The organism is Microbacterium candidum (assembly GCF_030315975.1).
GTDB lineage: Bacteria > Actinomycetota > Actinomycetes > Actinomycetales > Microbacteriaceae > Microbacterium > Microbacterium candidum.
Window position 1 is genome coordinate 827,416 of the sequence record NZ_JASXSZ010000001.1, and the last position, 18,947, is coordinate 846,362.

Here is an 18,947-nt window from a genome sequence, read left to right on the forward strand (position 1 = left end):
GGACCGGTGACCGACGAGAAGGATGCGCAGCCGCCGACCCCGCGCTGGAGCCAGCGACGACGCATCCTCATCGTCCTGTGTCTCAATGCGGCGCTCATCGTCGGGCTCGTGGTCGCCGGAGTCGTCGCGAACTCGGTCAGCGTCCTCGCGGCGGCGGGCGACACCATCGCCGACTGCGTCGGACTCGTCCTCGGGCTCATCGCCATCCGGTTGCGCGACCGCGACCCCGATCATCCGCACGCGAACCGCCCGATCGCCATCGTGGCCCTGATCAATGCCGTGTTCCTGCTCATCGTGACGGCGACCGTCGTCGCGGAGGCTGTGGCGCGCCTGCTGGAGGGGTCGCCGCCGGTCGAGGGCCTTCCGGTCGTGATCGTCGCCGTCATCACGATGGTGGTGATGCTCGTCGGCGCCGTCGTCCTCGGAAGGTCGGCCGCCGACGAGGATCTGCACATGCGGTCAGTCCTGATCGATGCGCTCGCGGATGCCGCATCCGCTGCCGCGATCGCCGTCGCAGGCGCCGTCATCCTCGTCACGAACGGCTTCTACTGGCTGGATCCCGTGCTCGCGCTCGCCGTGTCCGCGCTCATCGCGATCGCCGCGGTCCAGCTGCTCGTCAAAGCGATCGCCGCTCTCCGCGGCAAGGACGTCGACTTCGACGACGACTGAGGGATGCCGGCAGCCGGCCGGCGGATGGGGGCGCCGCATCCAGGATGCGCTCAACCCGGCGTGAGACGGTGGTCCTCGTGACTTCGACCCGCCGCTCGCTCGCCGCCGACCCCCGTACCCGGCTCTCCCGGCTCCCGGCTCCGCAGCATTGGCTCCTCGTCAGCCTCATCGGCACGGTCGCCATCCTCGCGCTGGGCTTCGCCGTGAAGCTCACTCCCGGCGTCCTGCCTGCGGAGCTCGCCCTCGACGAGGGGCTCACCGACATCCAGCAGCCGTTCCTGAACGCGGTCGGCATCGGTCTCTCGACGATCTTCTCGCCGGCCGGTGCGGTCGTCCTGCTCGCGCTGTCGTTCCTCTTCCTGCTGTTCGTGCGCCGCGCTCCCGTCAACGCGTTCGCGTTCACAGGCCTCGCCGCCTTCTGCTGGCTGAGTTCCGAGCTGTTCAAACTCGTCGTCGCCGAGCCGCGCCCGAACGGCGCGCTGCTCGACCATCCGCTCCTCGCCGAGATCGGCCACGACAGCTTCCCGAGCGGCCATACGACGTTCATCGCGTCGTACGCGATCGCGTGCTGGGTGCTCGCCCGCCGCGCCCGGTGGGAGGTCCCGACGATCGTCGGCGGCGTCGCGGCGGTTCTCATCATGGGCGCCGCGCGGTTGTACGTCAGCGGTCACTACCTGACCGACGTCATCGGGTCGGTGCTCGTCGCCGCCACCGCGGCGGTGTTCTTCGCCGGAGTCTGGAATCTCATCGGGATGCCGATCCTGCGGTGGCTGCCCGTCATCGATCGACTCGGGCCGATCCCGGGGCGGCAGTCGGCGAGAGCCGTCACGGCGTAGTCGACACGGGCGGCATTCCGGGGGGATGATCGACACCCGGCGAGGGCGGCAGAGTCCGGACGCATGAAGTGGCACATAGCGTCGTGATAGCGTGTTCACGTACATCTGCGACTTCCGGTCCTGTCATGTCTCCGCGACGACCGCAGTCCCCGGCGCCTGATCCACGATCAGCGTGCGCCCCGTCTCTCCATATCGTGACCATGCCGATGGCGGCCAGGTCACCCATCCGATCGGCTTCTCATCTCTCTTTCCGTACCTGCTGTCCCCCCGCCTCCCGTCCTCCGCTGGCTCCAAGCCGCCGACGATGTGCACGTCGCCACGCGCGACGGCGAATTCGCCGGCCACGTCGTCGCGGATGACGATCTCGGCTTCCTCGTCTTCGGCTCCGTCGGGCATCGACTCGGTCGATGGTCCTCGCTCGCCGCCGCGCGCGCCGCGCTCGAGGCGGATGCCGACCCCTGGGCCGCGGAAGCCTCCGCATCCCGCACCCGCACTCCGCGACGGCGCCGCCGCCGCGGTATCACGGATCACTCCCGTGGTCCCAGACAACGAAGGAATGACGTCATGGCCACTGGCACCGTCAAATGGTTCAACTCCGACAAGGGTTACGGTTTCATCGCTCCCGATGACGGCTCGGCCGACCTGTTCGCGCACTTCAGCGCGATCCAGGGCTCCGGTCACCGCAACCTCGAGGAGAACCAGAAGGTCGAGTACGACGCTGAGCAGGGTCAGAAGGGCCCGCAGGCGGCGAACATCCGCCCGCTCTGAGCGAGCGCTGACCTGGGCGGGTCGGTGGGCTTCGGCCCGCCGGCCCGCTCTGTCTTTCCCAGCGCATGCCGGTCGTCTATTCAGGTTGGGGCATGAACGCTGACGTAGCGTGGGCGGGAAGCAATCGGCATCCGCCTGTGGCTTCACCCCATCCCTCTCGCGGATGGCCAATGCAAAGGCGCCGATCATCTCCTCGACACCCGCGATCGCACCTTCTCGGCTCGGACCCGTCCGGCAGACCTACGCGCGGGCGGAGGACTTCCCGCCGATCACCCGCGCCTACACCCACGTCTCGGAAGTCGTGCGAGAGACGGGCCTCCTGCGGCGCACACCGTGGTTCTACTGGCTCGTGGGCGCGGCGCTCGCCGTCGCGTTCGGCGGCGCCATCACCGGCTTCATCCTGCTGGGCGAGAGCTGGTTCCAGCTGCTCATCGCCGGGGCGCTCGGCATCCTCTTCACCCAGGTGGCGTTCCTCGCGCATGAGGCCGCCCATCGTCAGATCCTGGTGACCGGACCGGCGAACGATCGCCTCGCGCGGGTGCTCGGCGCCATCGTCGGCATGAGCTACTCCTGGTGGGACTCCAAGCACAGCCGCCACCACGCGAATCCCAACCGGGTCGGGAAGGACCCGGACATCGAGGTCGACACCATCTCGTTCCTGGATGAGGACGCCGCTCAGGCTCGCGGTCTGCGTCGTCTCATCACCCGCAAGCAGGGGTGGCTCTTCTTCCCGCTCCTCACGCTCGAGGGGTTCAACCTCCACTTCCTGAGCATCCGCCACCTGGTCCGCCGGGAGCCCGTCAAGGGCCGCTGGGCGGAGCTCGGGATGCTGACCCTGCGTTTCGCCCTGGTGCTGACGCCGGTCTTCCTGTTCCTCCCGCTCGGGATGGCATTCGCCTTCGTCGGCGTCATGTCCGCGATCTTCGGCGTGTACATGGGTGCCTCGTTCGCTCCGAACCACAAGGGCATGGCCATCATCGCGCCGGACGCGAAGCTCGACTTCTTCTCGAAGCAGGTCAGGACCTCTCGGAACATCCGCGGCGGCTGGTGGGCGACCTGGCTCATGGGCGGCCTCAACTATCAGGTGGAGCACCACCTCTTCCCGAGCATGGCGCGACCGCATCTCGCGAAGGCGCGGGAGATCGTCCGCGACTACTGCGCCGTGAACGACGTGCCGTACACCGAGACGTCGCTGGGGCGTTCGTATGCGATCGTGATCGACTACCTGAACCGCGTCGGGCTTGCGGCGCGCGACCCCTTCGACTGCCCCGTCACCGCTCAGTACCGGCGGGCCTGAACGCAGGGGGTGCCGGAGGCACGCGTGCGGCGTATGGTGGCCGGATGCGCTGGCTGCTGCGGATCGGATGGATCTGCCTGCTCGTCGTGAGCCTCGGCATCCTCGTCTTCGGCCTCGTGATCGCGATCGTGCCGATGGGCGCCGACGAACTCGTCTACCGCGCTGACGGGCTCGCGTCGATCGGCTTCGGGCTCTTCGGAGCGCTCATCGCGATCGGACCGTACCGCAGCCGCGAGCGCTGGGCGTGGTTCGCGTTCTGGATCTACCCGGTGTTCTGGGCGATCCACCTCGTCGCGGGCCCTCCGCCCGGCAAGGACCACATCCACCAGGTCGTGTTCATCGTCCTGTCGCTCGTCGGTCTGCTGCTGCCGGTGCGCGCGTTCTTCCCTGCGCGTGAGCCGGCGCACCCCTGATCAGCCGGCGGAGAGGACCGAGAGGACGTTGCCGGCCGGGTCGGTGAACCATGCGATGTCGGGGCCGCGATCGGGGCCGCCGTGGACGATCCCCTTGGCGTCCGTGCCGAAGTCGGGGTCGGTGTAGATCTTCGTGACGACGCCGCGCGCGTTGAGCTCGTCGACGGCGGCCTCCACGTCGGCGACCGGGAAGTTCAGGATCGTGAAGCTCGCGGGAGTGTGGTTCGGCTTCGGGTACACGAGGATCGAGCCGCCCTGCGGGAGGCGGATGTCGAGCATGCCCATCGGGTTCGTCGACACCTCCAAGCCGAGGGTCTCGCCGTAGAAGGTGCGGGCGGCTTCGATGTCGTCGACGCTGAAGCCGCTGAACACGCCGGAGGTCTGGAATGCGGTCATGGTCCCAGCATCCCTTGCGACCCGGAGCCCGTCCACCCCTTGGCGCGAGGGGGTATCGTCGCGCTGGACACCCTCGCTGACGCTTCCCGGAAGGACACCCATGACCAACGAGACCCGCACGGCGATCGTCACGGGAGCTGCCCGCGGCATCGGCGCCGCGATCGCCCTGCGCTTCGCACGCGATGGCCTTCGAGTGGCCGTCCTCGACCTCGAGGAGGCAGCGTGTCAGGCGACCGCTGACCGCATCGCCGCGGAGGGCGGCACGGCGCTCGCGGTGGGGTGCGACGTCGCCGACGAGGATGCCGTGACCTCCGCGGTCGCACGCGTCGCCGCCGAGCTCGGCGCGCCCACGATCCTCGTCAACAACGCGGGGATCATCCGCGACAACCTCATCTTCAAGATGACGGTCGACGACTGGGACGCTGTGATGAGCGTGCACCTGCGCGGCGCGTTCCTGATGTCGCGCGCGTGCCAGGCGCACATGAAGGACGCCGCCTTCGGCCGCATCGTGAATCTCTCGAGCACGTCGGCGCTCGGCAACCGCGGCCAGGCGAACTACGCCGCGGCGAAGGCCGGCATGCAGGGGCTCGCCAAGACGCTCGCGATCGAGCTCGGCCGCTACGGCGTCACCGCGAACGCGATCGCCCCCGGCTTCATCCAGACCGACATGACCGCTGCGACCGCCGAGCGCGTCGGCATCCCGTTCGACCAGTTCCTCGAGGCGGCGGCGAAGGAGATCCCCGTGCAGCGGGTGGGGCAGCCGGAGGACATCGCGGCGACCGCATCCTTCCTGTGCAGCCAAGACGCGGGCTTCGTCAGCGGCCAGGTCATCTACGTCGCCGGCGGGCCGAGGGACTGATGCGCGTCTTCGCGGGTCTCGACGACGTCGTCGCAGCGGCGGGGGAGGACCTCGGCTTCAGCGAGTGGCACACGGTCACGCAGGAGTCCGTGCAGCTGTTCGCGGATGCGACGGACGATCACCAGTGGATCCACCTCGACGTCGAGCGCGCCAAGGCGGGCCCGTTCGGCGGGACGATCCAGCACGGTTTCATGACGCTGTCGCTGCTGCCGATGCTCATGCGGGAGGTGTACAGCGTCGACGGCATCTCGATGGGGATCAACTACGGAATGAACAAGGTGCGGTTCCCGGCGGCGGTGCCGGTCGGCTCGCGGGTGCGCGGCCACATCGTGCTCGTCGCAGCCGAGCGGACGGACCGCGGTGTCATGGCGACGGTGTCGGTCACGATCGAGCTGGAGGGCTCAGCGAAGCCCGCGTGCGTCGCGGAGGCGCTCGCCCTCCTCGTGCCCGCCTGAAGTGTGGTCTTCGGGATGCCGCACGGTGCGGCATCCTTGAGTCACGAACGGTCCGGCGATGACGCCAGGCCCAGGACGACGAAGGAGTCGGATGTCCGGACGTCTCGAGGGGAAGACCGCGATCGTCACCGGCGCGAGCCGCGGCATCGGATTCGCCGTCGCGCAGCGCTTGGTCGCGGAGGGCGCGAACGTCGTCATCACGGCGCGCGGAGAAGAAGCACTGCGGGATGCGGCGGCCGCCCTGGGCCCGCGCGCCCGGTTCGTCGCCGGCAAGGCGGATGACCTGGCGCACCAGGACGAGGTGATCGCGACCGCGCTCGCGGAGTTCGGCAGCGCCGACCTCATGGTGAACAACACGGGCATCAACCCGGCGTACGGGCCGCTCATGGAGCTCGACCTCGGCATCGCGCGGAAGATCCTCGACGTGAACGTGATCGCGGCGCTTTCGTGGGTGCAGAAGCTCGCGGCGGCGTGGATGGGCGAGCACGGCGGATCGATCGTGAACATCGCCTCGGTCGCGGCCGTGCGCGCGGCGCCGATGATCGCGATGTACGGGGTGAGCAAGGCGGCGCTCGTGCACCTCACCGAGGAGCTGGCGGTGGAGCTCGGGCCGAAGATCCGTGTCAACGCGGTCGCACCAGCCGTCGTGAAGACGCAGTTCGCCCGCGCGCTGTACGAGGGCCGCGAGGAGCAGGTCGCGAGCGCGTATCCGTTGAAGCGGCTCGGCGTCCCGGACGACGTCGGCAGCGTCGTGGCCTTCCTGCTGTCGGATGACGCCGGATGGATGACGGGGCAGACGCTCATCATCGACGGTGGTGCGACGCTCAGCAGCGCCGAGACGCTCGGGACCGCACATGGCTGAGCCGGTTCCCGGGCTCGACCTCGATCGCTTCGGCGCGTGGCTCGTCTCAGCGGTGCCCGGAGCGGGCGGCGAGGTGACCGCATCCGTCATCGCGGGCGGCAAGTCGAACCTCACGTACGACGTGACCGACGGGACGAGCCGCTGGATCGTACGGCGCCCGCCGCTCGGGCATGTGCTGGCGACGGCGCATGACATGGGTCGCGAGTATCGGGTGATGTCGGCGCTGCAGGGAAGCGCGGTGCCGGTGCCGCACATGTTCGCGTTCTGCGACGACCCTGAGGTGATCGGGGCGCCGTTCTATGTGATGGAGCGGATCGACGGCACGGCCTTCACCCGCGCGGCGCAGCTGGAGGCGCTCGGCGCCGATCGCACGCGCACCATCTCGACGCGCATGGTCGACACGATGGCGGACCTGCACGCGGTGGTTCCGGATGCGGTGGGGCTCGGTGACTTCGGACGGCCCGAGGGGTTCCTCGGCCGGCAGGTGGAGCGGTGGAAGAAGCAGCTGGATTCCTCGCACACGCGCGACCTTCCCGCGGCGGACGAGCTGTACCGGCGTCTGTCGGCCGATGTGCCGCCGGATGGTGCCGTCGGGATCGTGCACGGCGACTTCCGGCTGGACAATGTGCTGGTCGATGCCGCCGACCGGCCCGCGGCGGTCATCGACTGGGAGATGGCGACGCTCGGCGACCCGCTCACCGACCTCGCCCTGATGCTCGTCTACGGGCGGATGGCGGCGGCAGCGGGGGCGATCGTCGCCGACGCGAACCTCGCGCCGGGATTCCTCACCGAGGCGGAGATCGTCGAGCGGTACGCGTCGCGGTCCGATCGCGATCTGTCCCGCTTCGGGTTCTACCTCGGGCTGGCGGCGTTCAAGCTCACCGGGATCCTCGAGGGCATTCACTATCGCTATCAGCACGGCCAGACCGTCGGCCCGGGCTTCGATCGCATCGGCGACCTCGTCGATCCGCTGCTGCAGGCCGGGCTCGACGCCCTCGACTGAAAGGCACCCCGCATGGACTTCCAGTTCGACACGCAGACGCTCGCGCTGCAGGAGCGCGTCCGCGAGTTCGTGGACACCCGCATCCTCCCCGCCGAGGAGGCGTTCCGCGGCCAGATCGACGCGCTCGAGAATCGGTGGGCGTGGGACTCGGTGCCGATCCTCGCCGAACTGCGCGACGAGGCCCGTGCACAGGGGCTGTGGAACCTGTTCCTGCCGGGTTCGGCGGGTGCGGGGCTGACGAACCTGCAGTACGCGCCGCTCGCCGAGATCACGGGCCGGGTCCTGAACCTCGCACCGGCCGTCTTCAACTGCGCCGCACCCGACACCGGGAACATGGAGGTGCTGAACGAGTTCGGCACCGACTCGCAGAAGGCTCGCTGGCTCGAGCCCCTGCTGCGCGGCGAGATCCGGTCGGCGTTCGCGATGACCGAGCCCGACGTCGCGTCGTCGGACGCCACGAACATCGAGACGTCGATCGTCCGCGACGGCGGCGACTACGTGATCACGGGCCATAAGTGGTACATCACCGGCGCGATGAACCCGAACGCGCAGATCTTCATCGTGATGGGGAAGACGGATGCGGCGGCCGACCGCCACCGGCAGCAGTCGATGATCCTCGTCCCGCGGACGACGCCCGGGGTCGCGGTGGTGCGCGGCATGCACGTGCTCGGCTACGACGACCACGAGCACGGCGGACACGCGGAGGTCGTCTTCGACGACGTGCGGGTGCCGACCTCGAATCTCATCGCGGGGGAGGGGATGGGGTTCGCCATCGCGCAGGCGCGATTGGGGCCCGGCCGCATCCACCACTGCATGCGGGCGATCGGGGTCGCCGAACGCGCGATCGAGCTGATGTGCGAGCGCGCCGATTCCCGGGAGGCCTTCGGTCGGAAGCTGTCGGAGCAGGGCGTCGTGCGGTCCTGGATCGCCGACGCGCGCGTGCAGGTCGAGCAGCTACGGCTGCTCGTGCTGAAGACCGCGTGGCTCATGGACACCGTCGGCAACCGCGGCGCGCACACCGAGATCCAGGCGATCAAGATCGCGACGCCGAGGGTCGTGCAGGGGATCCTGGATGACGCGATCCAGCTGTTCGGCGCCGGCGGGGTGTCGCAGGACTTCCCGCTCGCCGAGCTGTACGCCGCGATCCGCACACTGCGGCTCGCCGACGGCCCGGACGAGGTCCACATGAACTCGTTGGCTCGCGAAGAGCTGCGGCGTCAGGCCGACAGGCGCGCCGCGGGGCGCTGAGCCGACCCTCGCCGCGTTTCGTCTCGCTTCGCTCGCTCATCGACCGGTGGTGGTCGTTGAGCGAGGAGCGCCAGCGACGAGACGAAACGCCGCAAGCCGATCTCAGGCCGTTTCGACTCGCTCAACCGGCGCGAAGCGCCGCAGCACGAGCGGGGCGACCACGCCGTGCAGGACGATGCTGCCGACGACGGTGAGCACCATCGCCTGCAGCACGACGTCGCCGTCGGCGTCCGGCAGGCGGTTCACGGCGAGCAGGCCGAACACGATCGACGCGGTTCCGCGCGGCCCCAGGGCGCCCAGGTACGTGCGGTCGCGCCATCCGATCGGCGACCACAGCATGGCGAGGTACACCGGGACCATGCGGAACAGCGTCAGAGCGAGGAGCGCGATGAGGAGCACCGGCCAGTCGATGCCGCTCACGATCACCGCGGTCGTCATGGCACCGAGGACGAACCACACGAAGTCGGCGGCGACGGTGCTGGCCTCCTCGACGAGCAGGAGCTCGGCATGGTCGATCGCCCGGTCGGTGCCCCGTCGCGTGCGCAGCAGCCGGAACATGATGCCGGCCACGAACGCCGCGACGAACCCGTTCGCCTCGATGACCGGCAGGATCGCGATGCCGTACGTGAGCAGCGGCACGATGAGCATCACGTAGCGGATGCCAGAGGCGTTCGCCCACCCCCGCTCCGACGCGAGCCGGGTGAGCCAGCCGAACAAGGCCCCTACGGCGATGCCGACCAGGATGGCGAACAGCGTCGACGGCACGGCCCCGAGGAACGCACGGATGAACTCCTCGGCGTTCTTCTCGAGTTCCGCCTCGCTCGCCCCGGTGACGTCCTTGCCGGTCTTCGCGGCCTCCAGCAGCGTCGGCAACGCGAGCGCGATCGCGAGCGACATCCCGAACACCGGTGAGATCAGGCCGTCGTTGTAGCCGCTCTCCACGTTCAGGATCTGTCGGATGCGGGCCGGGATCCGCGGGGAGCGCAGCAGAGCGGTCGCCGGCGAGAAGTCGGTGGGCATGACGACGCACGCCAGCACGAGGAGGACGAACACGTCGGCGGCCGGCAGCATCCACCCGCTGACGATCACGACGAGCGCGAGCGACAGCGGCAGGGCGATGAGGACGAGCCGCAGCACCGACCGGCCCTGCCGGCCGAAGACACCGCCGCGCACCTCCGACGCATCCACGAACAGGAGCACGGCGAGGATCAGCTCGACGACGTGCTGGGCGACCTCGCCGTCGATCGCGCTGACGAAGTCGGGGATGTCGATGAGGACGACGAGCGCGCCGAGGAGCGCGAGACCGGCAGGGCCGGCGATGCCGATGCGCTCGAAGCGGTGGGCGACGAGCGACCACAGGGCCACCGCGGCGAACCCGACGAGGATGATGACCGCCATCTGCTGCCCCCTGGCTCAGTCGGTCGTTCGGTGGCCTTGGGTCTCCGTCAGCTCTGCTTCTGGATCTCCGGGATGCGCCACGATCCGTCGAACCACGGCTCGAGCGGCCCGTACAGGCGCAGCATCGGGAACCACGACTTGCCGGGGATCGTGGGGATCCAGTTCGACTCCTTGCCCGCAGGTGCGGTCGGCGAGAACCAGAGCACGGACGAGCCGTCTTCCTCCGCCTGGATCGTCCCGGAGAGGCTCGAGAGCGCCGGGTACATCGTCGACTGCAGCAGCGAGCGCGTCTGCGTGTCATACAAGTCGACGGACCAGAAGTTCTTGGCCGGCGGGTTCGCGGGGACGCGCAGCGAGTAGGTCTCGGATCCGTCGAGCACATGGCCGTCGGCGTCCTCCGCCGTATAGGCGTAAGCGGAACCGGCACCGGGGATCGCGTGCGCCATCGCGGGCGTGATCACGGTCGCGAAGTAGTGGAACTGCGTGCGCGCGTCGAGGTTGCGCGCGCCGTTCCGCAGGAACTCGTAGCTGCCACCGACGAACGCGTTCTTCCAGGAGACGCCCTCCCAGAAGAAGGCATCGGGGTCACGCGGCTTGTAGACGAGGGCGCGCGAGATCGCGGCGCCGATACGGGCCGCGTCGTCGAGGATGGCACGGAGCCGGTCGTCCGGTGCGAAGGGCTTTCCGTGTTCGAGCCCGATCGCGGCGAGCGTCCCGGCTCGCTCCGGGTCGAGGGCGCTGACGGGCTCCTCTTCGATGAGCTGGGCGATCTCCTCGAAGAACGAGAAGTCGTTGGCGTGCACGGTGTTCTGCAGCACGTCCGCGATGTTGATGAAGGTGTTCTCGCGCGGGGCGTCCGCCTCTGACAGGGGATAGATGCGCGTCTGCTTCATGGCGGGGACGCCCCCGAGCGCGCGCAGCACGACCCAGTTCGAGTACGTCGGCGACTCGAACGTGTAGTAGCCGTCGGGTCGCTCGCCGTCATAGCCGGGCGGGAGGAAGAGGTACTTGCCGCCCGCGCCCTTGTCGGGTCCGGGGATGCCCATGTCGGTGACGTAGCGGAACCAGAAGTCGTCGATGACGCACATCGACTCGGGCGGCGACTCGATGACCGTCGGTCCCCAGGCATTCAGGTCGAGGACGGCGGTGCCATAAGTGGTCTCGGTGTTCGGGGTGAGGAAGAGGCCGCCCGAGTTCCCGCGCGGGTCCGTGTAGCCGATCTTCTCGGGGCTGTCGATCCCCACGGTGCGCAGACCGCGCCGCATCGCTACGAGGGACGCTCCGGGCACGGCTGTGAGGAATGCATCGATGCCGCGCAGCAGATCGAGCGCGTCGAAGATCGTCTGCACGGACGCGGCCTTCGGGACACCGTCGAAGAACTCGAGATCGCCGAACGGCGTCTTCAGGAGATCCGGCGTCGACAGGTGAGTCACCTCCGCCGCCAACTGCTCTGTCGTCAGTCCCGCTCCCGGAGTCCCCTCGATCGCCATGGCGCATCCCCTTCTCTGCCTGTACGACGCACTCTATCGACACCGTGCGACGACAGCGGGCCCGCGACGGCGGCGGTGTCAGTGCTCGGATGCAGGGGAGCCGGATGAGGCCGAGCCGGATGCGGGGGAGCTCGATGCGGGCGAGCCCGGCGCCGGCGCGCCCGGCGCGGGGGATCCGGGAACCGGGCTCTCCTCGACCGCGTGCACGGGATTGCGGATGCCGAGGTAGGACGTGACGGCGCCGGCGACCATCAGGGTTGCGGTGAAGATCGCGACGCGGTGGAAGCCGGTGAGGTCGAGGACGCCGCCGGAGATGAGCCCGAGGAGGGCGACGCCGATGAGTCCTGCGATGCGGGCCACCGCGTTGTTCGTCGCCGAAGCGATGCCGGCGCGCTGCGGGTCGATCGAGCCGAGGATCGCCGAGGTGAGCGGGGCGACGGTGATGACGAGGCCGAATCCGGTGAGGAGGACCGACGGCAGCACCTGCGTCCAGTAGTCGAAGTCGGGCTTGACGGTGAGCAGCAGCAGGTAGCCGCCCGCCATGAGCGCAGGGCCGACGGTCATGAACATGCGCGGACCCCACTTGCCGGCGAGGGTGCCGATGCGCGAGCTCAGCGCCATCATGATGATCGTCGCGGGGAGGGTGCTGAGCCCGGCGAGCGTGGCCGACAGCCCGGCGCCCTGCTGCAGGTAGACCGTCAGCACGAGTCCGTTCAGGGAGAGCGCGCCGTAGATGAAGAGGGTGGCGATGTTGCCGCTCCAGAAGTTGCGCACCTTGAAGAGCGACAGCGGCATCATCGGCTGGCGGGCGGTGGCCTGTCGGACGATGAAGCCGATGAGGCAGAGGATGCCGAAGACCATCGATCCCCAGATCGCAGGGTTGCTCCATCCCAGGCGTTCCTGCTCGATGAGCGCGAAGACGGTGCCGCCGAGGCCGAACGTGCACAGCACGGCGCCCGCCCAGTCGACCGTGACGCCCGGCTCCCGGACGTCCTTGTGGTGGAGGACGGCGAGCAGCCACATTGTGACGGCGATCGGGATGACGTTGATGAGGAACACGAGTCGCCACGACAGGAAGTCGACGAAGAGGCCGCCCATCACCGGGCCGACGAGCATCGCCGCCGTGGTCGAGGCTGTCCAGATGCCGATGGCGCGGGCCTGCGCAGGGCCGCGGAAGTTCGACGTGATGAGGGCCAGGGAGCTCGGCACCAGGAGCGCGCCGGCGATGCCCTGGAGGGCGCGGCAGACGATGAGGAACAGCGGGTCGGGCGAAGCCGCGATCGCGACCGACGTGATCGCGAACCCGATGAGCCCGACGCGCAGGACGACGATGCGGCCGAACACGTCGCTGAGGGACCCTGCGACGAGGATCAGCGAGCCGAGCGTGATGAAGTAGGCGTCGACGACCCACTGCTGGGTCACGAGCCCGCCGCCGAGCTCTCGCTGGATGGCAGGGAGCGCGACGTTCACCACGGTTCCGTCGAGGAACGAGACGAACGACGCCAGGATGGCGATCAGCAGCACCAGTCGCTGCTCGCGAGCGGTCATGAATGCCACGCTAGACCCGCCCGCGGACATGCGGGCCGCTCACGGGATTCCGGTTCAGGATGCTGCGGCGAACCGCGCCGCCCGATCGGCCAGGAGCGCAGACAGTTCCGGCGAATCGAGGACCCGGTAGGGCCATACGAGCCACAGCAGCGCCCCCGCGAGGACCTCGAGCCGCACGTCGGCGATCCGCCAGTCCGTCGCTCCCGCGTCACCGGCGACGGCCGTGAAGTCGCGCGCGTACCCGGCCATCCGCTGGGTGACGGCGTCGATCGGCGCCGCGATCCGGATGGTCGCCGCGAACACAGGCTGCGCCCGCATCCGCTCCGCGACGAACGCGGCCGCATCCCCGCCGGGCACCGCGCGGGGCGGGAAGCGCAGGCCTGTGGGCTCGGCGCGGTGGACGCGGTCGACCCGCAGCAGCCGCCAGTCCTCCCGCTCGACGTCCCAGCAGACGAGGTACCAGCGCCCGTTCCGGGGGACCAGGCCTGCCGGCTCGACGCGGCGCGTGCGCTCCTCGCCATCGCCCTCGCCTGAGACCGACGGCGCCGACACGTAGCGGATCCGCATCCGCTCGCCGTCACGGCAGGCGAGCGCGAGCATCGCCAGGACCGACGCATCGAGGGGAGCGGCGTCTGGTGGCGCGCCAAGCGAGACCGCGGCGCGGAGCGCGCGCACGCGACCGCGCGGCCCCTGCGGCATGACCTGCTCGAGCTTGGCGAGGGCCGTCAGTGTCACCTCCCCGGTCGACCCTGCGGCGGCGGAGGACGCGGCGGCCGCTGCCAGCGCGAGAGCCTCATCGGGAGTGAACACGAGCGGGGGGAGCTCACCGCCGGTCGCCAGCTCGTAGCCGCCTTCGGGACCGCGGCGCGCGGCCACGTGATACCCGAGTGTGCGCAGCCGCTCGACGTCTCGGCGGAGCGTGCGCTCGGTGACTCCGAGCCGGTCGGCGAGCTCCGGGCCCGGCCAGAAGCGCCGCGCCTGCAGCAGCTCGAGAAGGTGCAGAGCACGGCTCGTCGGAGAGATCTCGGACATGTCTCCAATTCTCCCGCCAATCAGGACAGGATCTGACCTGATCAACGAGGAGAGTGTTGTTCGCAAGGGAAACCACCAAAGGAGAAGGTGCGAAATGACCATCCTCATCACGGGCGCGACGGGCGCCGTCGGCCGCCACCTCGTTGCAGTGCTCCTCGCCGCGGGCGAGGACGTGCGCGCGGTCAGCCGCGACCCGGAGAAGGCCGCGCTTCCTTCCGGCGTCGACGTCGTCGCCGCCGATCTCGCCGACGCGAGCAGCCTCGACGACGACGTCTTCGCCGGCGTCGACCGCGCCTTCGTCTTCCCGTCGGATGCGACGGACACCTTCATGGAGGCGGCGGTGGCCGCGGGTGTGGACCGGTTCGTCGTGCTCTCGTCGCTCGCCGCGGCCGAGGAGTTCCCGCGCGATCACGGGTCGGCCAGCCAGGTGCACCACGCGGCGGTCGAGGCAGCGGTGACGTCGCGCACGGATCGCTGGACGATCCTGCGCCCGGGCACGTTCGCGAACAACCTGCTGTCGTGGGCGTATCCGATCTCGAACGGCTTCCCGGTCCGCGCGCCCTATGTGCAGTCCGCGCAGGCGCCCATCCACGAGGCGGACGTCGCGGATGCGGCCGCCGCCGCGCTCCGCTCGGAGGAGTGGGTCGGTCACGCCATCGCGATGACGGGTCCCGGGGCGCTCACCCGCGCGGACCAGGTCGCGGCGATCGCCGCGGCGATCGGCCGCCCGATCGAGCTCGTCGACATCTCCGCCGACGAGTTCCGCGCCGAGACGTCCGCGTTCATCCCGCAGCCGATCATGACGATGCTCCTCGACTATTGGAGCGACACCCTCACGACGCCCGACCGCGTCCGTCCGGTGACTCCGCTCACCGGCCGCCCGGGCCGCACGCTCGCGCAGTGGGCGCGGGATCACCGCGCGGACTTCGGTGCGGCGTGATCCCCGGCAGCGTTCGGTGCGGCCCGCCTCGTGATCGCTGCCTCGGCGGGCCGAGTCAGGATGCCGCGGGCCCGAAGCGATGCTGGGGGTCGAGGGCCTCGACGACCGGCTCGAGGGCGGACGCGACGGCCTCCAGCTGCTCCGGAGTCAGCCGGTCGATCACGAGCTTGCGGACGTAGTCGAGGTGCCCGGGCGTCGCGCGCACGAGCGCGCGGCGCCCGTCGCCCGTGAGGGAGACGGAGACGGCGCGGCCGTCGGCATCCCCGCTGGCGCGCTCGACAAGGCCGCGTGCCTCCATGCGCGAGACGACCTTCGAGAGGCGCGGGAGCGTCGCGTTCGTCGCGGCGGCGAGGCGCGTCATCCGCGTCGCGCCGGAGCGGCGGAGGGTCGTCAGGACCATGAACTCGAAGTGAGTCAGCTGCGCATCGGCCTGCAGCTGGGCGTCGAGCGCGGCCGGGAGGAGCTCGGCGGTGCCGACGATCGCGAGCCACGCGCGGGACTGGGCCGCATCCATCCGGGGGACCTGGTACGACATGTCCACATTGTCTCAGGAGATCGGGAATAGTTTCCGCGGCAACTCGCTTGAAGCATGTAGTTGCCTCAACAACAAACTTTGAAGGAGTGAGGACGCATGAGCAAGGTCACCGTCATCGGAGCAGGGAACATGGGTTCGGCCATCGCAGGAATCGCTGCGAAGGGCGGCGCGGATGTGCAGATCGTCGGCCGTGACGAGCGCGCCGCGCAGCTCGCGGCGCAGATCGGCGGCACGGCCGCGACGACCGGCGACGCGCTGACCGGCGACGTCGTCGTCCTCGCTGTCCCGTACCCCGCACTCGCGGAGCTCGCCGCGACCTACGGCGCACAGCTCGACGGCAAGGTCGTCGTGGACATCTCCAACCCCGTGGACTTCGAGACGTTCGACGGGCTGGTCGTGCCGGCAGACGGCTCGGCCGCGGCAGAGCTCGCCGCCCTCCTTCCGGGCTCGAAGATCGTGAAGGCGTTCAACACGAACTTCGCCGCATCCCTCGCCACCGGCGAACTCGGCGACGTCCCGACGCGCGTGATCCTCGCCGGCGACGACGACGAGGCCAAGGCGCTCGTGCGCGGCTTCGTCGAGGCGGGCGGCGTGGCCGTGGCGGATGCCGGCTCGCTCAAGCGCGCCCGCGAGCTCGAGGCTCTCGGCTTCCTGCAGATGGTGCTCGCGGTGCGCGAGCAGGTCGCATGGACGGGCGGGTTCGCCGTCGTCTCCTGACGCTGCGTATCGACGGCCCCGGCATTCCGGATGGGATGCCGGGGCCGTCCTGTCTCTGCGTGATCGACCGCCGGGCAGGATGGTCGCATGGAGCGCGTCGACACGATCGTGGTGGGTGCCGGAGTCGCGGGGCTGACCGCCGCCCGGCTGCTGGCGACAGCGGGACGGCGGGTCATCGTGCTCGAGGCGCGCGACCGCGTCGGCGGGCGTGTCCACACCGACCGCACCGGCGGCGACCTCACGGATCTCGGGGCGTCCTGGATCCACGGGATCACCGACAGCGCGGTCGCCGCCGCGGCCCAGGCGTTCCGCATGCCGACGGTCGAGTTCACCGTCGGTGGGTACCAGGTCGACAGCCGGCCGATCGCGTACTACTCGCCTTCCGGCGAGCGGATGACGGATGCCGAGGCGCGCGCCTTCGCACAGGACGTCCACGCCGTCGACGCGACCCTCGCCCTCGTGGTCGCCGATTCGGCGGCGGATGCCTCGTACCGCGACGTGACCGAGGTCGCGATCGCGCAGCACGCCTGGGAGGCCGACCGGGCTCAGCGCGTGCGCGAATACCTGGAGCACCGCTCAGAAGAGCAGTACGGCGCCTGGATCGAGGATCTCGCCGCGCACGGCCTCGACGACGACGTCGTCGACGGGGACGAGGTCGTCTTCCCGGAGGGCTACGACCGCCTTCCCGCCCGATTGGCCGAGGGACTCGACATCCGTCTCTCGCACGGCGTCACGCGCGTCGAGTGGGGAACAGAGGTGCTCGTGACGACGGATGCGGGCGCCTTCGCCGCCGCGAATGCCGTCGTGACGGTGCCCGTCGGGGTGCTCAAGTCCGGGGACTTCGTGATCGAGCCGCCGCTGCCGGACCCGGTCGCGGGGGCGCTCGGGCGCCTCGAGATGAACGCGTTCGAGAAGGTGTTCCTGCGATTCCCGGCGAAGTTCTGGGACGAGGGCGTCTACGCCATCCGCCAGCAGGGGCCGGAGGGGCGCTGGTGGCACTCCTGGTACGACCTCACGGCGCTGCACGGGACGCCTACCCTGCTCACCTTCGCCGCCGGACCGGCCGCGGTCGAGACGCGCGACTGGAGCGACGAGGAGGTCGTCGACTCGGTGCTGGCCCAGCTGCGGCGGCTGTACGGCGACGTCCCGGATCCGATCCGGGTGCACCGCACCGACTGGCAGGGCGACCCGTTCGCCCGCGGCTCCTACGCGTACATGACGGTGGGGTCCACGACGGCCGACCACGACGACCTCGCGACGCCGGTCGGCGGAGTGCTCCACCTCGCCGGCGAGGCGACGTGGACCGACGACCCCGCGACCGTCACCGCCGCGCTGTGCTCGGGACACCGGGCCGCCGAGAACGTGGTGGGGCGCAGCATCCCGATCGCCGACCTTTGGACCTGACGTCGTCGCCCCGCGTCGCACGCAGGCATGCGAGCGGAGTCGATTCGAGGAGCGGAGTCAGCCCGCCCGCCGATCGCGGACTCCCTTCGCCGGATGGACTCCGCTCGTTGATCCGGGTCGCACAAGAGCCGAACTCGCAGCCGCCCACCGTGTGACAGTGTGGAGCGATGAGCGGTGAACGGGCCGGAATGCTCAGTATCGGCGACTTCTCGCGGTACGCCGGGCTGAGCATCAGGATGCTGCGCCACTACGACGAGCGCGGGCTGCTCACCCCCGCGGAGGTCGATCCCTCGACGGGCTACCGGTGGTACGAACCGGCGCAGCTGTGGCGGGCGGGACGTATCCGCAGCCTCCGGGACGCCGGCTGCGGAATCGCGCAGATCGCCGAGCTGCTGCCGCTGTTCGACGAACCCGATGAGTTGAAGAGCCGTCTCGAGGCGCACCTCGAAGCGCTCGACGTCGAGGCCCGCCGGCTCGACGCGCAGCGATCGCTGACCGCATCCCTCACCTCCGCGATCGATGAGCGTGCTGCGCCGGTCGCGGTCCGCCGGCGCGAGTTCCCGGGCCTCCGGGTTCTTCTCCTTCGCCGTACCGTCGCCGACTACCCGGCCGAAGGAGAGCTGTGGGCCGATCTGCGGCGGCTCCTCGGCCAGCCGAGCGAGGTGGATCAGAGCCGATTCGGCGATGCGATCGGCGCTACCTACTTCGATGAGGAGTTCCGCGACGAGGACGTGGAGATGGCGATCTGGCGCGAGTACGCGGGCGACCTCGCCCCGAGATCCGGCTTCGAGATCGCATCTCTACCCGTCCAGAGCGTCGCGTGGGCCACGCACCGCGGCGGCTTCGACACCATCGGGCGCACCACGGAGGCCATCGGCGCCTGGGTCGCGAGCAGGGGCTTGACCCGCGTCGGCCCGATGTTCAACGTCTACGTCGTCGGACCCGGTCGGGAGCCGAATCCGGACGCCTGGATCACCGAGGTCAATGTCCCGGTCGCGTGACGCTTGACCCTCACACTGTGGCAGGCCGGAGACTCGTGCGTGGCGACCCGTCCGGGACGCCACGGACGTGAAAGGC

General features: G+C 69.9%; 21 protein-coding genes. 14 read left to right on the top strand and 7 right to left on the bottom strand.

Annotated elements, in window-relative coordinates; translation table 11 throughout:
* Positions 1-6: 6 nt before the first annotated feature.
* On the top strand, positions 7-669 hold the full coding sequence (locus QSV35_RS03830) for a cation diffusion facilitator family transporter (protein WP_286286870.1): 663 nt from the start codon (positions 7-9) through the stop codon (positions 667-669).
* A gap of 77 nt (positions 670-746) precedes the next feature.
* Complete coding sequence (locus QSV35_RS03835) at positions 747-1,505, top strand: phosphatase PAP2 family protein (protein WP_286286872.1); 759 nt, start codon at positions 747-749, stop codon at positions 1,503-1,505.
* Between the two features lie 123 nt (positions 1,506-1,628).
* On the opposite strand, the gene QSV35_RS03840 is transcribed toward QSV35_RS03835, so the two are convergent.
* Entirely contained in the window at positions 1,629-1,901 is a 273-nt protein-coding gene (locus tag QSV35_RS03840; protein WP_286286879.1) for a hypothetical protein, read from the bottom strand.
* Between the two features lie 168 nt (positions 1,902-2,069).
* Between QSV35_RS03840 and QSV35_RS03845 the strand changes: the two genes are divergently transcribed.
* The 3 genes from QSV35_RS03845 to QSV35_RS03855 all read left to right on the top strand — a co-directional run bounded on the left by QSV35_RS03845 (position 2,070) and on the right by QSV35_RS03855 (position 3,983).
* Positions 2,070-2,273 carry a cold-shock protein gene (locus QSV35_RS03845; protein WP_286286881.1) on the top strand — a complete coding sequence of 68 codons (204 nt, stop codon included), beginning with the start codon at positions 2,070-2,072 and terminating at the stop codon, positions 2,271-2,273.
* Positions 2,274-2,436: 163 nt separating this feature from the next.
* Complete coding sequence (locus QSV35_RS03850; protein WP_286286882.1) at positions 2,437-3,570, top strand: fatty acid desaturase family protein; 1,134 nt, start codon at positions 2,437-2,439, stop codon at positions 3,568-3,570.
* A gap of 44 nt (positions 3,571-3,614) precedes the next feature.
* Entirely contained in the window at positions 3,615-3,983 is a 369-nt protein-coding gene (locus tag QSV35_RS03855) for a hypothetical protein (protein ID WP_286286884.1), read from the top strand.
* Here QSV35_RS03855 and QSV35_RS03860 read toward each other — a convergent pair whose 3' ends face one another.
* Positions 3,984-4,379 carry a VOC family protein gene (locus QSV35_RS03860; RefSeq protein WP_286286887.1) on the bottom strand — a complete coding sequence of 132 codons (396 nt, stop codon included), beginning with the start codon at positions 4,377-4,379 and terminating at the stop codon, positions 3,984-3,986. It lies immediately after the preceding gene.
* 100 nt (positions 4,380-4,479) lie between these two features.
* Here QSV35_RS03860 and fabG point away from each other — a divergent pair, with 100 nt between their 5' ends.
* From fabG to QSV35_RS03885, 5 genes are all read left to right on the top strand, one after another.
* Complete coding sequence (gene fabG / locus QSV35_RS03865; protein WP_286286890.1) at positions 4,480-5,238, top strand: 3-oxoacyl-ACP reductase FabG; 759 nt, start codon at positions 4,480-4,482, stop codon at positions 5,236-5,238.
* On the top strand, positions 5,238-5,693 hold the full coding sequence (locus QSV35_RS03870; RefSeq protein WP_286286891.1) for a MaoC family dehydratase: 456 nt from the start codon (positions 5,238-5,240) through the stop codon (positions 5,691-5,693). Before fabG ends, QSV35_RS03870 begins: the two co-directional genes overlap by 1 nt.
* 91 nt (positions 5,694-5,784) lie before the next feature.
* The gene (locus QSV35_RS03875; protein WP_286286893.1) at positions 5,785-6,555 is read left to right on the top strand and encodes an SDR family oxidoreductase; all 771 of its coding nucleotides are present in this window, start codon (positions 5,785-5,787) and stop codon (positions 6,553-6,555) included.
* Positions 6,548-7,558 carry a phosphotransferase family protein gene (locus QSV35_RS03880; protein WP_286286895.1) on the top strand — a complete coding sequence of 337 codons (1,011 nt, stop codon included), beginning with the start codon at positions 6,548-6,550 and terminating at the stop codon, positions 7,556-7,558. The genes QSV35_RS03875 and QSV35_RS03880 overlap by 8 nt, the downstream gene beginning before the upstream one ends.
* Before the next feature lie 12 nt (positions 7,559-7,570).
* Entirely contained in the window at positions 7,571-8,806 is a 1,236-nt protein-coding gene (locus tag QSV35_RS03885) for an acyl-CoA dehydrogenase family protein (RefSeq protein WP_286286897.1), read from the top strand.
* Between the two features lie 102 nt (positions 8,807-8,908).
* On the opposite strand, the gene QSV35_RS03890 is transcribed toward QSV35_RS03885, so the two are convergent.
* The 4 genes from QSV35_RS03890 to QSV35_RS03905 form a co-directional block, all read right to left on the bottom strand.
* Positions 8,909-10,204: a cation:proton antiporter domain-containing protein gene (locus tag QSV35_RS03890; RefSeq protein ID WP_286286899.1), complete on the bottom strand. Its 1,296-nt coding sequence runs from the start codon at positions 10,202-10,204 to the stop codon at positions 8,909-8,911.
* 47 nt (positions 10,205-10,251) lie between these two features.
* Positions 10,252-11,694, bottom strand: a complete 1,443-nt coding sequence (locus QSV35_RS03895) for a DUF1254 domain-containing protein (protein ID WP_286286901.1) — start codon at positions 11,692-11,694, stop codon at positions 10,252-10,254.
* Positions 11,695-11,772: 78 nt separating this feature from the next.
* Entirely contained in the window at positions 11,773-13,242 is a 1,470-nt protein-coding gene (locus tag QSV35_RS03900; RefSeq protein WP_286286904.1) for an MFS transporter, read from the bottom strand.
* A gap of 54 nt (positions 13,243-13,296) precedes the next feature.
* A complete protein-coding gene (locus QSV35_RS03905; RefSeq protein ID WP_286286905.1) occupies positions 13,297-14,274 on the bottom strand; it encodes a helix-turn-helix transcriptional regulator in 978 nt (325 codons plus the stop codon).
* A 94-nt stretch (positions 14,275-14,368) separates the two neighbouring features.
* On the opposite strand from QSV35_RS03905, the gene QSV35_RS03910 reads away from it, so the two are divergent.
* A complete protein-coding gene (locus tag QSV35_RS03910) occupies positions 14,369-15,214 on the top strand; it encodes an SDR family oxidoreductase (protein WP_286286907.1) in 846 nt (281 codons plus the stop codon).
* A gap of 55 nt (positions 15,215-15,269) precedes the next feature.
* Here QSV35_RS03910 and QSV35_RS03915 read toward each other — a convergent pair whose 3' ends face one another.
* On the bottom strand, positions 15,270-15,749 hold the full coding sequence (locus tag QSV35_RS03915) for a MarR family winged helix-turn-helix transcriptional regulator (RefSeq protein WP_286286909.1): 480 nt from the start codon (positions 15,747-15,749) through the stop codon (positions 15,270-15,272).
* 96 nt (positions 15,750-15,845) lie between these two features.
* On the opposite strand from QSV35_RS03915, the gene QSV35_RS03920 reads away from it, so the two are divergent.
* The 3 genes from QSV35_RS03920 (at position 15,846) to QSV35_RS03930 (ending at position 18,871) form a co-directional block, all read left to right on the top strand.
* A complete protein-coding gene (locus QSV35_RS03920; protein ID WP_286286911.1) occupies positions 15,846-16,466 on the top strand; it encodes an NADPH-dependent F420 reductase in 621 nt (206 codons plus the stop codon).
* An 87-nt stretch (positions 16,467-16,553) separates the two neighbouring features.
* Entirely contained in the window at positions 16,554-17,870 is a 1,317-nt protein-coding gene (locus tag QSV35_RS03925) for a flavin monoamine oxidase family protein (protein ID WP_286286913.1), read from the top strand.
* Positions 17,871-18,037: 167 nt separating this feature from the next.
* Positions 18,038-18,871, top strand: a complete 834-nt coding sequence (locus QSV35_RS03930; protein WP_286286915.1) for a MerR family transcriptional regulator — start codon at positions 18,038-18,040, stop codon at positions 18,869-18,871.
* Positions 18,872-18,947 lie beyond the last annotated feature (76 nt).